This is a genomic window from Enterococcus sp. S183_ASV_20 (assembly GCF_018919685.1).
GTDB classification, from domain to species: Bacteria; Bacillota; Bacilli; order Lactobacillales; family Enterococcaceae; genus Enterococcus; species Enterococcus faecalis.
In genome coordinates, this window is the sequence record NZ_JAHLRI010000060.1 from 1 (window position 1) to 13381 (window position 13381).

Genomic DNA, 13381 nt, shown 5'->3' on the forward strand with positions numbered 1-13381 from the left:
TGCTATTCCTTTCTAGGGAAAAAGCGAACAAGCAAAAACATTGGCAGTCCCCCTTTTTTGAGAAATTGCCACCGTCATAAACTTCCTACTTGTGTAGTATAACACATTTATACCTTCCTAGAATACGCTTTCTTTTTTTATTTACTATTCGACTTTTCCGTTTCAACTTGCTATAATAAACACGAAGAGAGCGTACTAGACATACGCTCTCTGGTAGACCGTTTAAGACGGTAGCTGAATTAATTAGAAAATAAACCCGTTAATCCTGGCTAAAGATTATGACGGGTTTATTTTTTGTCGTTTTTATTACTGATTTTAACAATTAACGTTGCGAAAGCGATCGCAAGCATCAATGCTTCAAAGACAGTCACTGCTATTCCTTTCTAGGGAAAAAGCGAACAAGCAAAAACATTGGCAGTCCCCCTTTTTTGAGAAATTGCCACCGTCATAAACTTCCTACTTGTGTAGTATAACACATTTGTACTTTGTTAGAAGGCGCTCTCTTTAAAAAAGTAGGAGCCCCAGAGAGATCTATAAAAAAGTGTCCAATTATCTATTAATAGATCTTTGGACACTTTTTTCTTATTAAACAAAGGTTTTATTCTGGCGCATCTTCCAGAGACCATCGCAATACTCCACTATACCTTCCGACTGAATCAGAAGGAAAAATCGTCAACTGAAGTTGTTTGGTCAAATTAGCGGTAGCGTTGCCGCTTCCTTGCAAAATAGGTTGGCTATCTGCATTAATTAGAACACGCTGATTCTTCTCACCATAACTTATTCTTTTGTCGAGTAACTCACCGCTTTCGTTCTTTAACGGTTGTTCTTCTTTTACTTTAATTGTCCACCGACTTTTATCAAGTTTGCTTGTATCTTCAATGCGGATTTCTTTATTTGTAATAGAAGAAATCATTGTCTCTGTTGCGGGAATTTCATTCACACCAAAATTGATTGTATCAGGTAAAATGAGCTTGGGCCCAGCTTCTTTTTGAAGAGTCCGACTGTCTTTTTCTGACTCTTGATTGTTCTCATCTTTTATATAAAAGAAAACCTCTCGATTCAACCAATGTTCAGGAAAAGTATACGTAACTTTATCAACAACCGATTCTGGCGCATCTACATATTTTTTTAATTCTTTTTCTTCTGTGCCACACTTCGCTATTAAAGTTATATTGGTTGATGGATCATGAGAAAATGAAAAAGTAACTTCTCGCTGATTTGTAAAACGCGAGACCAATAGCGGATTTTCTTCATCCATCAATTTGAATTGTAATAACTTCTTTTCACGATAACGATGAATAATTGTTTGCTCCTCTGGAAGAAACATTCCTTGATCTTGTTGGGTCTTAATTGGTTCATAGCCAGCTATTTTGGGATACTGATTAGACAAGTCAAAAGGCGTGGTTAAAATCCCTTCTTTTGTGACTGGTTCATGAATAGCATTATCTTGTTCATTTAAAAACACAGTCGTTGCTTTCCCCACATAATTCACACTGGATGTAGCAGTCGTTTCCTCTAAATTTTCTCCATCTAAAAGAGTTCTTGCACTAAACGGCAAGTCTAATTTTCCATTTGAAATGAGCGCCGTATCGACTGGATTTTGAGTCCCTTGCCATTTCAAGTAAACTTTATATTGTAATACGGTATCGTAGAGACGACTATCTGACAGATTTTTTGTCATAATTTGGACATTTTCACCATCTGTTTGGCTAGTAAATAAATCCGTTAAATCTTCTCCTTTAAAGTCTGTAACTAAGACTTTGTCAAATTGATATTGCTTTGTTTGATTTACTTGGTTCAGGTTAACGTTTACAACCATTTGACTAGGTTTTGTCCACTGATCAATATTGGGAATGGTCTGTTGCACATTTAAACAAACAGCCGTCTCTGCATTTTCAAAATAAGTATCCATTGCGTAGGCTGGTGGAAATTCTGGTTTTGCCAAAAAATCCGTAAAGTAAACAATTGATGACGGCGTTGTGTCATTGTTGTGGACTACAAAAGTAACAGTAGAAATACTTTTGGTCGTCATTTCAAAACGCTGGCGAGGGTCCCGCCAAGGTACCCCTGCAGTAACGTTTTTTAGATATAACCAATAATCATCGTCTCCGCCATCCCACGTATCGTAAAGAATATGTGTAGGATTTTCCGCATATAAGGCATCAATTATCGTTCCAGGGTTTTTATAGCCAACATATTTGTTTGAATTTAACCCATAGTAATTAAACGCTGTTTTTATCGTTAAGGGCTGACCATAATTATCAACAAAATCATAGGTAACCAGCATTTCGCCTTTAATCGTAATTCCTAAAAAGTAGCTTTCAGTAAAACTAATTGATCCTCCATCCAAATTACTTTTATTCCGTTGTAATGTAACTAATAAATTAACTGCTTTTCCTTCATAGAACCCCACATTTTTTACTAATGCTTTACTTTTATTTGTCGTTTGACTAACTGCCATGTAGTTTGAATACACTTCGCCTTCAATTGGTTCAACGGATGTATTTTCACCGTAATGCATAATAAATGTGTTTGCCGCTGGTGTAATCGATTGATTTGCCCAATGGAAATAGCCCAGTTCTGTTAATGGTCTAGGAACAGCCTCTACTTTTTCAACTCCTAAAAAGATCCCTCCAACTATCCACAATAAAATCAATAAATAGTTATGTTTTTTCAATTGAGATTACAACCTCCTTACTTTTACTTGTAAAAAATAAAATAAATATTAAATAACAATTGATATTATTTGAAGATCCAAAGACAATTGTAATAGAATTTCTATGCTGTATCTACTCTAAAATATTTCTTAAAAATACCTAAAAAACGAAAGCTTATTTAACAATCGACTTTCCCGTTTCAACTTAGCATAATAAACACGATAAACATGAAGAGGTCAGGACAGAACCAATTAGTTCCGAAGGCGTTGGTTCTGTTTCTGCCGTTTATTAGGTTGCGAACGTTTAAGACGTCATCTTTAATTATAATCAACCTTCGGTAAAAGTTATGACAGGTTTATTTTTTATTACTGATTTTAGCAATAGACTAAACAGACCGACCATCAAAAAAGATGGTCGGTCTGTTTAGTTTATTGTTCTGCCCTTACTCCTTCTCCGACAATGCTCGCCAGACATCAAATGTTTGTTTTAAGCCTTGGACATTATGAACACGTAAAATTTCTACGCCTTGTTGTGCTGCATACAAGGAAGCAGCGGCTGAGCCAAAATCACGGTTGGCTGGTTCTGGTTCTTTCGTTAAAGCGCCGATGGTTCGTTTGCGAGAAACGCCGTATAGTAACGGATAATCTTGGTAGCGAAAGGCGTTAGGATCTTTTAACAGTTGAAGGTTTTCTGCGACAGTTTTATGAAAGCCAATCCCTGGATCGAAACAAATTTTTTCTAAGGAAAGCCCATATTTTTGGCATTGTTCAATTTTTTCTGTATAAAATTGGTGCAACTCTTCTTTTAAAGAAAGCGATTGGCGTTTTCTAGAATGCATAATCACAACTTGGACTTCAGGATATTGTGCGAGGACTTCTGCCATCCCCGGAGTGTCTAATCCTTTGATGTCATTAATCATTGTGGCGCCAGCTTGGATCGCGGCTTCCGCTACTTCTGGATAGTAGGTGTCCACAGAAATCGGCGCTAGAGAAGTCTCACGTATTTTTTTTATTAATGGTAATACTCGTTCTGCCTCAACTTGTGGAGAAACTTCTTCGTAGCCAGGGCGTGTGGATTGGCCGCCAATGTCTAAAATATCGGCCCCCGCTTCTAGTAGATGAAGCGCATGTTGATAGGCCACGTCGACCGTTGTGTAGCTACCGCCATCAGAAAAAGAGTCGGGGGTCGTGTTGACAATCCCCATAATTTGGTAATTCTTTTTTAAATCAATCATTGTCACATTGCTCCTTCATCTGCTGAATCATCTTTCGTAAAGCCCGCATTCTAGGACTTATCTTCATTCGTTCACTCGTGGACAACTCCGCTAAGGTTTTGCCTCGGTCTGGTAAATAAATAATCGGATCAAAACCATAACCGCCTGTACCGCGCGGTTCAACTAATTCACCAGTCAAAGTGGCTTCCGTTTGCAACAGTTTGTCGTCATCGAGTACATAGACCAACGTGGCTGATAAGGTTAACTCGCGAATCGACTGTTGCCCTTCAAATAAGTGCAACAGTTCGCGGTTCTGTTCTTCCGGATTGGCTGAATGGAAAAAGCGGCTTGTATGAATACCTAATAAATCAGGAAAAGCAGTTAACGTTAAGCCGCCATCATCACCTAACACTGGGCAGCCAATTAATTGTTGGAAAAAGCGAGCTTTTAGATAAGCATTTTCAGCATACGTAGTGCCAGTTTCTGCAGGTTGTTCTTGACTGGTTGTATACTTTCGATAAGAGACAAGTTGAATAGCGGGGTCCTTAAGTCCTGATTGCATTTCTTTTAACTTACCTTGGTTATTCGTGCCAACAATGATTTCCATTTTCTAACGTATCTCCATTAAAAATTGATTTTTCCACTCTTGTTCTTTAAATAGTCCGGTAAATTGAAATGTTTTGGTGCTACTTTGTGGTGTTTTCACGCCGCGCATCGTCATACACATATGTTCCGCTTCAATGGCTACTGCAATGCCTTTGACGGGAATATTTTCTTGGAGTTTGCGGGCAATTGTCACTGTTAAATCTTCTTGAACTGTGGGACGTTTGGCACAGTGTTCTACTAATCTTGGTAACTTGCTTAGTCCCAATACTTTGCCACCTTCTGGCAGATAAGCGACATGTACTTTTCCATAAAATGGCAATAAATGGTGTTCACACATTGAATAAAAGGCAATATCTTTTACTAGAACCATTTCGCCTTCATTTAAGCTATCAAATAATTTATAATCATCAAATTCAGGTTCGGTTAATCCACTAAAAACTTCTGCATACATTTTAGCTACGCGTTTGGGTGTATCAATGAGTCCTGCCCGTTGAGTATCTTCCCCCACTGCTTCTAAGATTGTGGTAACTGCCTGCTCAATTTGCGCTTGTTTTTCCTGCTCCATCTCTACCATTCCTTTTCGCTTACTCGCACTTCTTCTTGATTGCCACTGCGCTGAATCCACGTAGCTATTGGCGCGCCCAATAGTTGTTCCTCTGCGTAAACATCACTTAAGGGAATCAAAACAAATGACCGTTTTGTTAATTCTTGATGAGGAACTTGTAAGTGGGGCAACGCGACTGACTGTTCCCCTAATAATAAAATATCAATATCAATAATCCGCGGACCCCAGTGAATTAATTTTTTACGTTTCATTACTTGCTCAATCCCTTGGGTAACAGCCAATAACTCTTCAGCGGTATAGCTAGTATCAATTTTCAATACGGCGTTCAAAAAATCATCTTGGTCTGTATAGCCGTAAGGATCCGTTTCATAAAGTTTTGAAGAAGCCACGACCTGAATCTGCGGGTCTTCGTTTAAATAATTGCGGGCTTTCACTAAATTTGCGTACGGATCGCCGACGTTACTACCTAATGCTACATAGCCAATCATCTATACTTCTCGCTCCATTTCAATTTCAATATTGTCAAAAAGGCCGGGCATCGGCACACTATATTTTCTAATTTTAATGATAATTTTGTTCAATTGTTCTTGATAATCTGCGGAAATATCATCTAAAATAGCACTCGCTAAACCTTCGATTAAATCGTACGAGTGATTGTTTACTCGTTGGGCAATCAATTCATTCACTTCGGCATAATTGACGGTTTGGGTGACATCATCTGTTCGCCCTGCCTCGGCTAGCGACAACTGCATTTCAAGGTCGATTTCTACTTGCTGTCCTAGACGTTTTTCTTCTGCCAAAACACCATTTTTTGTGAAAAATTTCAAGTTGTTGATTCTAATTTTATCCATCCTCTAACTCCCTACCCTCTGTTTTGCTGATTTTTTTAATCATAGCATATTTCTTGGAAAAGTCAGTAGTTAAAAGATGTTATTGTTTATTTAATAGCAATTATTTGCTTATCAACCACTAGTTGATTGAAACATATAGCGGAATAGACTACTCTAAAATCAAGGAGGTAACGAATAATGTTAATCCAAACTATTTTAAAAACACGGAGAATAACTAATCACTATACGCAAGAACAAATTGCCCAAAAATTACATGTCACTACACAAGCTGTTTCCAAATGGGAAACTGGACAATCCATCCCTTCAATTGATAATTTACTGATGCTTTCTGATTTATACAATGTTTCTATTGATGAGCTAATCCAAGGTAGTCCTTATTTTAAAAAGCCCCAAGTTGTTGGAAAAATTTATAATCTAAAAAAAGGAATTTTATTTTGTATTGTTTGGACTTGTTTCTCTTTGCTACTTACTGGTTTTGGTTATCAACCTTTTTGGTTGTTTAGTGCAATCATATTTATCGGTCTACTTTTAGTTTTTCCAATCATCTTTTCAGATTATTGGATAATTAACCAACAAGATATTATGGTCCATCAATTCTCCAGAAACCCGATTCTGAAAATCATTGAATGCATAAAAAACAGTTCTACACAAATAAAAATTCCTTATTCTGAAATTGAATCCATAGAAATCATTTATACCAAAAAGATAAGAGCGTCCGCTTTTGATAGTAGTCCCGACCATTTTTACTTACTAGTCACCTATAATAATCAAACCACAAAGTTATATTTAGATATCTATGCCAAAAGATTTTTACCACAATTTATTGCGTTTTTATCTCGACAAAGAATTACTATTATAGATAAATCTGAAATCATTGAATTACTCGTTTCTGATACTTCCTTATATCAACATTTTAATGAAAAAAATGTTGCAACTGATAATAGAAAATAGCTAATTTCATCACGTTTGTCAGCACCCAATTGGTTATAAATTGAATGAAATAACTCGTGTATTCAAAAAAGAGCGTTGCATCAGCAACGCTCTTTTTTGGGGTTTATTCGCCTTTTATCGCATTGTTACAAATTCTTCTGAGCCTGTTGGATGAATCGCAACAGTATTATCAAAATCTGCTTTGGTCGCGCCCATTTTAATAGCGACTGCAAAGCCTTGTAGCATTTCGTCAACACCGATGCCGATGCCATGCAAACCGACAATTTTTTCTTCTTTGCCGACACAGATTAATTTCATGTCGCATTTTTGACGGTATTCTCCTAAAGCGAAATACATTGGCGTAAAGCTAGAGCGATAGATTTTCACTTGGTCTTCACCATATTCTTCAAGCGCTGCTTTTTCCGTCAAGCCAATTGTCGCAACTGGTGGATGGGTAAAGACCACCGTTGGTACCAAGTTATAATCCAAATATAAATCGGTCTGTCCGTTAAATAAACGTTCAGACAGGCGCCGACCAGCGGCAATCGCGACTGGCGTTAAGTCGATTTTCCCAATGACATCGCCGACTGCGTAGATGCCATTTTGCGTGGTATTTTGGAATTTATCTACTTTGACGTAGCCTTTTTCATCAAGAGCTACTTTCGTATTTTCTAAGCCTAATTGATCCGTGTTCGGCTGACGGCCTGTCCCGAAAATCACGGCATCTGTCGTGATTGATTCACCATTTTCAAATGTAATAACGTACTCATTCTGCGCCGTTTTTTCAATTTTAGCTGGTGTTGCATTCGGATGAATTTGCATGCCCATTTCTTGATAGCGTTCTACGACTTTTTCAGAAAGCATGTCATCAAAGCTTCGTAATGGTCGTTCATGACGGAAGGCCCAATGTGTTTCTGCGCCTAAGCCATGTAAGGTTCCTGCTAATTCGGCTGCGATGTAACCTGCACCCACAAAGACCACACGTTTTGGCATTTCTTCTAACGCAAAGAAGCCGTTTGAATCTAAGGCATATTCTTCTCCTGGAATACCTAGTTTTTTCGGACGACCACCTGTCGCGATTAAAATGTGCGGCGCCGTATATTCTGTCCCATTGACTTCAATTGTTTGCTCCCCAGTAAACGTAGCGTAACCATGGATACGTTCAATGTTGTTACTGTCTAAACCACGATTATACGCACCATGTAAGAAGTCGATATATTTTTCACGATTTTCAACTAATTGTTTAAAGCTAAAATTTTTGATTTCAACATCAAACCCGTAGCCTGCTGTGTCTCTTTCCATCATTTCCATCATGCTGCTGGCTTGCCACATGACTTTTTTAGGCACACAACCAACGTTGACACAGGTCCCACCAATTTCGTTGCCCTCAATTAAAAGGACGTTGGCTCCGTGCATTCCTGCGCGGTTAGCAGAAGCAATCCCGCCACTACCGCCACCAATAACAATATAATCATAGGTTTTCATTTATTCTGGCTCCCTTTCAATTTGAACTTTCTCCTTTATTATCGCAAAAAATAGCAAAAAAAGACAGTCGTATTACTTACTTTTGTTTAGTTTTCTGCCGCTTCTGTTTCATGGATTCGTTCCATAAAAGCACTGGGGGAAAGGAATTCAATCGTAGCATTGTCGAAGGGAATTCCTAGTTATGATTGATTTACTTGGTTCATTTAACTACTTCTTGCTAAAATCTTCTAGAAAAAAAAGTTTTTTAATGATACAATTTAATTATTGAAACCTAAAATTATACCACATTTTATCTATATGTCAATTCTTTTGGTTTTCTTTTCAAAAATGACTTTTTCTTTTGAAAAAATCACTCAAAAGCTTGATACCACTCAGTTTTTTTACTTTTGATTTACTTTTGAATTTATTACTAAGGAGGGGACGTATGAATCAATTTATAGAATTAAAAGACGAAATCTTTTCACATCCAAAAGAAAGTTGGCAATTAGAGTACAAAAAATCACAGACTTCTCTTTCCAAAGATATCTGGAGTACATACAGCGCATTTGCAAATACTAAGGGTGGTATAATTATTTTAGGGGTAGAAGAAATACCCAACAGCTATAGAGTTGTTGGCGTTGATAAGCCAGAAATGATCCTTAGGGATTTTTGGAATCTTATTCACGACAAGAAAAAAGTGAGCGCTAATTTATTGAGTAATGAAGATGTTATTACATTAAAAGTTGCTGGAAAATCAATTATACAAATTAAAGTCCCAAAAGCTTCATTTGAAAGAAGACCTATTTATCTAAATGGAAATAAAACGAACACCTACATAAGAACAGATGATGGCGATCGAAAAGCAGATGATAATCAATTTAAATACCTAATTGTCGATTCTCAGAACGATATAGATACTGAGCTACTAAATAATTATACCCTGGACGATTTAAACACAAAAACAATTCAAGAATATAGAGAATTACTTTATAAAAATACTCAGGAGCAAAAATACTTAGATTATTCAGATGAAGAGTTACTTATAAATTTGGGTGTCCTGAAAAAGGATAGAATGAACAGCGATAATGTATATAAATTAACAACTGGCGGACTATTATTTTTCGGAAAATATCATTCAATTACAGACAGGTTTAAAAAGTTTCAATTGGATTATTTTAAGAAAAAAAGTTCATTAGATAGCGATTGGTTAGATAGAGTTTCCACAGGTGATATGAACTATCCAGAGATGAATATTTTCTCTTTTTACACTATTGTCATTGAAAAATTCGCTCTCGCAATTCCTGATACTTTTAGACAATCACAAGATATGACTCGCGGTTCCTATAAATCAGATCTATTATTATCACTAAAAGAAGCTTTGGTAAATGTCTTAATGCATGCGTATTATGATTCAGATCATGTCATTAAGATTGCAGATTACGATGATTATATTGAGTTCTACAATCCAGGAGAAATGAAAGTGTCTAAAGAAGAATTTATTCATGGAAGTTATTCAGTCACTAGAAATCCGATTATTTCAACTTTGTTTAGGAGAGTAGGAATTGCTGAGAAGGCAGGGTCTGGAGGACCTAGAATAATAGATGCAGCGACTAAAAATAGTTTAAAAGCACCTGATATTGATACCTATTTCGATGCAACCACTATCAAAATCTGGAAAATTAATATGAAAGATAGCCTAAAAGGTTATACTGATATTGAACAATTAATTATTTTATACTTGATGGATCACGGACAAGCAAAAATTAAAGATATTCAAAAAAATAGTGGGTACTCTGACTATAAAATTAGAAAAACCGTTACCAGCTTAGTCCAACAAGGTACTTTGTTAAACAAAGGAAATGGGAAATCAACGATTTATATGCTTAACTCAACAGAAGAACTTGGTATAATTGCGAACAAGAGGATTTTAAAACGCATTGAAACTGAATTGACTCGAAAGTAAAGATGAGACTATAGCACAAAAAGGAAACCCTCATATGCTAGAGGATTTCCTTTCTTTTAATACATGTTCCCAACCACTTTTACTCGTAAGCGTGTTGCATTTTCTGGATGATAGGCGAGTGGTGTTTCTTCCACCTCGACTAACTCGATTGTGCCAGGGACTGCACCCGCAAGTTCGGCTTGTTGGACGGCTTTTTCTTGGGCATCGGCCAACGCCGCGTCCCGTTGGATTTTTGAATAGACATAAATTTGTTCGTATTGTCCGCTAATTTGAGCGATAGAGGCACCGATGGCATTCGCCACTGCCCCGTTTTCGTTGCGAATTAGCGCTTTAACGCCTGTCAATTCTTCGGGGATGATAATACTCCCACCACCAACTAAAACGACCGTCACGTCTGCGGAACTGGTTTTCATGCGATCAATCGCTTCACTGACCAATTCGCCAATTTTTTGGTACACTTTTTCCGCAAACGCTTGGTCTAAATGAGCCACTTTGCTAGGATCACCGACTTGGGCATGGCCTAAGCGAACCGCAATATCAGTGGTCGTTAATTGTGTGCCGCCAAAAACAAGGGCCTCTTGTGTAATACGGTAGCCGACACTATCGGGGCCAACTGTCACAGAACCATCTGGTTGTTCACGCACTAGGCTACCGCCGCCGACACCGATTGACACGATATCTGGCATTCTAAAATTGGTCCGTACCCCGCCAACATCAACGGCCAGTGAAGATTCTCTTGGAAAGCCATCCACTAACACGCCAATGTCGGACGTTGTGCCACCAACATCTAAGACAACCGCATCTTTCAAGCCGGCTAAGTAAGAAGCCCCACGAATACTATTGGTTGGTCCACAAGCAATGGTTAAAATAGGAAACTGTTTGGCATACGTTAACGACATTAACGTACCATCATTTTGACATAAGTACACTTGGGCGTGATGAATTTTTTCTTGTTCTAAGGCTTGTTCAAAGCCTTCGCTGGTCACTTTAATTACTTTGTGCAACGCAGCATTCAAAATTGTCGCATTTTCCCGTTCAATTAAACCGACAGACCCAATCATTGAGGAGCAAGATACAGGAACATCTGCTCCTAACACTTCCTTCGCAAGCGCTTGAACAAACAATTCTTGGTCATTTTTTAAAGAAGAAAAAACGCCAATTACTGCGATTGCCTCTACTTCTCCTCGCCAAGAGGCCAAAATCCCACGTAATTCTTCTTCGTCCAGTGCAGTCAATGGTTGTCCATCATATTCGTAGCCGCCATGTGCTAAAGCATACGTTTCTGAAAGAGTGGCCACTAAATCCTTGGGCCAAGCTGTGTAAGGCAAGACCGAAGCGGTTGCTGGATAGCCCAAACGAAGGACCCCAACTTTTGCTAATTTTTTTCGCTCAACAATGGCATTCGTACATTGGGTCGTGCCCAACATTGCATGTGTGACTTTAGTTGGGTCCACTGCTGATTCTGCCAAGACTTTATTTAAGGCACCGGCAATCCCTGTTTGAATATCATCGGTTGTTGGAACTTTCACTGAATGAATCAAGTTTAATTGATGATCTAAAATAACAGCATCTGTATTTGTGCCGCCGACATCGATACCGATTTTATACATTTATTTGTCCTCCTTCGCTACTAAGTTTTCTAGTGGTTGATAATCCATTTCGTAGCCGAAATACCGAGGACCCACTGTTTCGATACCTTTTTTCGTTCGCCAAGCAGCATTCGCTTTCAAGCCCATTACTTGGACACGTTTGCCGTATTTCAAGCTTTCTGTTGTCACAGGCGTTAAAGTTTCTAAATCTACCATACAAATCAAATCAGGCGTCATCGCAATCACCTGACCATCTTTCTCGGCAATTAAATTTTCATTTTGAAAATGGACGACTGCTTCTGAACCAGCATCACTGTTTAAGCCACTCAATTTGACACGTCCCAAATTGAAGCCACCTTTTACTTCTCGTTCTACATCTAGAATTTTTCCTTGGAACAATTCAAAGCCATCCGTAACTTCTACTAATGCTTGGCGTTTTTCTTGTTCATCTGCATAGGTACCTCGAATCACTTTGCCAATTTCTTCTGATAATGTCACGATGTTGTGAATACCATAGTCTTGTAATTGTTTGCCTGTCGCGGGATAAATGCTCACTAAAGCACTGGCGCCCATTTCAACCGTTTGAACACGAGCAAGACGTTCTGTCCAAGTATTATCAATCGTTTCCATAATGCCGATATTTCCTTTTTCATCGGTAATTGCCATAGGGGTCGCTGACATCCCATTCAAATGGAACGTTACCATAGGCAATTCTGGAAAGGCCCGACCCATACCATCACAATCCACCAAGGGAATGCCTAGCTTCGCTGCAACAACAATTGGAATCATTGAATTGACGCCCCCAGCTTCCATTGGAAAGGTTCCCGCAATCGTTTCTTGGTCTAAATATTTTCCTAACTTCTCAAAGACACGGACGAATTCGTCGCCTTTGGGAAATTTTTCAATTGCGACAGATGGGGCACCCATCATTGCGGCGGGTAGGAAAAAATCCTCCGCGGCAATTTCTTCTGGAGAAACCAGTTTGACAGGTCCGTTTTCTTCGATGGCGGACAAAGCCATCATTTTACCAATGTAGGGATCACCGCCACCTCCTGTCCCTAAAAAAGCTGCTCCTGTAGCTATATTCTCAATTGCTTCTGCATCTAAATAACGCATTCTCCGACACTCCTCTTCTTCATTCCATTTCTAATGATTCGGTGTTCGTCTGTTGACGTTTTGCACCGAAATAATAAATAACAAACGATAAAACAATGCCAATTAGCGGTTGGTTAGGCAATTGAGGGGCATTGGGAAAGAAACTCATAATCACCGGAATGCCCCCCACTGCAGCACCAATTAGCCATGAAAAAACACCTAATTTATTCACGCCAGGCGTTGGCTGCCATTTGGTTCGATTGCCTTTGTTAATCAACCAATAGGCAGCAATCATTACACCAGCCACTGGTGGAACCATCGCAGAAAGGACAGACATAATCGGCGTAAAGTAATTTAAAATCCCCACGACTGCTAATAAGGTCCCAATCGCGCCGGCCGCACCGACAGCGACTTTTTCTTTTTCTTTTGGAATATCAAAGACATTAAT

The 13381-nt window shown here is 38.5% G+C and carries 11 protein-coding genes and 1 pseudogene; 2 read left to right on the forward strand and 10 right to left on the reverse strand.

Annotation, left to right across the window (positions count from 1 at the left end):
- Positions 1–598: 598 nt before the first annotated feature.
- The 6 genes from KQI94_RS13370 to folB all read right to left on the reverse strand — a co-directional run bounded on the left by KQI94_RS13370 (position 599) and on the right by folB (position 5892).
- Complete coding sequence (locus tag KQI94_RS13370; protein ID WP_002390694.1) at positions 599–2647, reverse strand: hypothetical protein; 2049 nt, start codon at positions 2645–2647, stop codon at positions 599–601.
- A gap of 452 nt (positions 2648–3099) precedes the next feature.
- Positions 3100–3891, reverse strand: coding sequence for a dihydropteroate synthase (gene folP, locus KQI94_RS13375; protein WP_002390695.1), 792 nt, complete (start codon positions 3889–3891; stop codon positions 3100–3102).
- Positions 3884–4477, reverse strand: coding sequence for a non-canonical purine NTP pyrophosphatase (locus KQI94_RS13380; protein WP_002368517.1), 594 nt, complete (start codon positions 4475–4477; stop codon positions 3884–3886). The genes folP and KQI94_RS13380 overlap by 8 nt, the downstream gene beginning before the upstream one ends.
- Before the next feature lie 3 nt (positions 4478–4480).
- Entirely contained in the window at positions 4481–5050 is a 570-nt protein-coding gene (gene folE, locus KQI94_RS13385) for a GTP cyclohydrolase I FolE (protein ID WP_002383148.1), read from the reverse strand.
- On the reverse strand, positions 5044–5529 hold the full coding sequence (folK, locus tag KQI94_RS13390; protein ID WP_002368519.1) for a 2-amino-4-hydroxy-6-hydroxymethyldihydropteridine diphosphokinase: 486 nt from the start codon (positions 5527–5529) through the stop codon (positions 5044–5046). The genes folE and folK overlap by 7 nt, the downstream gene beginning before the upstream one ends.
- The gene (gene folB, locus KQI94_RS13395; RefSeq protein ID WP_002354733.1) at positions 5530–5892 is read right to left on the reverse strand and encodes a dihydroneopterin aldolase; all 363 of its coding nucleotides are present in this window, start codon (positions 5890–5892) and stop codon (positions 5530–5532) included.
- A gap of 177 nt (positions 5893–6069) precedes the next feature.
- Here folB and KQI94_RS13400 point away from each other — a divergent pair, with 177 nt between their 5' ends.
- A complete protein-coding gene (locus tag KQI94_RS13400) occupies positions 6070–6843 on the forward strand; it encodes a helix-turn-helix transcriptional regulator (protein WP_002368520.1) in 774 nt (257 codons plus the stop codon).
- A 114-nt stretch (positions 6844–6957) separates the two neighbouring features.
- On the opposite strand, the gene gor is transcribed toward KQI94_RS13400, so the two are convergent.
- Positions 6958–8307: a glutathione-disulfide reductase gene (gene gor / locus KQI94_RS13405; RefSeq protein WP_002354732.1), complete on the reverse strand. Its 1350-nt coding sequence runs from the start codon at positions 8305–8307 to the stop codon at positions 6958–6960.
- Between the two features lie 424 nt (positions 8308–8731).
- On the opposite strand from gor, the gene KQI94_RS13410 reads away from it, so the two are divergent.
- Entirely contained in the window at positions 8732–10249 is a 1518-nt protein-coding gene (locus KQI94_RS13410) for an RNA-binding domain-containing protein (RefSeq protein ID WP_002368521.1), read from the forward strand.
- A gap of 56 nt (positions 10250–10305) precedes the next feature.
- Here KQI94_RS13410 and KQI94_RS13415 read toward each other — a convergent pair whose 3' ends face one another.
- The 3 genes and pseudogenes from KQI94_RS13415 to KQI94_RS13425 form a co-directional block, all read right to left on the reverse strand.
- Positions 10306–11859: a hydantoinase/oxoprolinase family protein gene (locus KQI94_RS13415; RefSeq protein WP_002365445.1), complete on the reverse strand. Its 1554-nt coding sequence runs from the start codon at positions 11857–11859 to the stop codon at positions 10306–10308.
- Positions 11860–12954 carry a DUF917 domain-containing protein gene (locus KQI94_RS13420; RefSeq protein WP_002354727.1) on the reverse strand — a complete coding sequence of 365 codons (1095 nt, stop codon included), beginning with the start codon at positions 12952–12954 and terminating at the stop codon, positions 11860–11862.
- A gap of 19 nt (positions 12955–12973) precedes the next feature.
- A pseudogene (locus tag KQI94_RS13425) lies at positions 12974–13381 on the reverse strand (cytosine permease); the annotation flags it as partial.

Bases quoted from the DNA above. Each gene is read 5' to 3' on its own strand.
- folK (WP_002368519.1), bottom strand. From the start codon at position 5,529: ATGATTGGCTATGTAGCATTAGGTAGTAACGTCGGCGATCCGTACGCA.
- KQI94_RS13420 (WP_002354727.1), bottom strand. From the start codon at position 12,954: ATGCGTTATTTAGATGCAGAAGCAATTGAGAATATAGCTACAGGAGCA.
- folP (WP_002390695.1), bottom strand. From the start codon at position 3,891: ATGATTGATTTAAAAAAGAATTACCAAATTATGGGGATTGTCAACACG.
- KQI94_RS13400 (WP_002368520.1), top strand. From the start codon at position 6,070: ATGTTAATCCAAACTATTTTAAAAACACGGAGAATAACTAATCACTAT.
- gor (WP_002354732.1), bottom strand. From the start codon at position 8,307: ATGAAAACCTATGATTATATTGTTATTGGTGGCGGTAGTGGCGGGATT.
- folE (WP_002383148.1), bottom strand. From the start codon at position 5,050: ATGGTAGAGATGGAGCAGGAAAAACAAGCGCAAATTGAGCAGGCAGTT.
- KQI94_RS13380 (WP_002368517.1), bottom strand. From the start codon at position 4,477: ATGGAAATCATTGTTGGCACGAATAACCAAGGTAAGTTAAAAGAAATG.
- KQI94_RS13410 (WP_002368521.1), top strand. From the start codon at position 8,732: ATGAATCAATTTATAGAATTAAAAGACGAAATCTTTTCACATCCAAAA.
- folB (WP_002354733.1), bottom strand. From the start codon at position 5,892: ATGGATAAAATTAGAATCAACAACTTGAAATTTTTCACAAAAAATGGT.
- KQI94_RS13415 (WP_002365445.1), bottom strand. From the start codon at position 11,859: ATGTATAAAATCGGTATCGATGTCGGCGGCACAAATACAGATGCTGTT.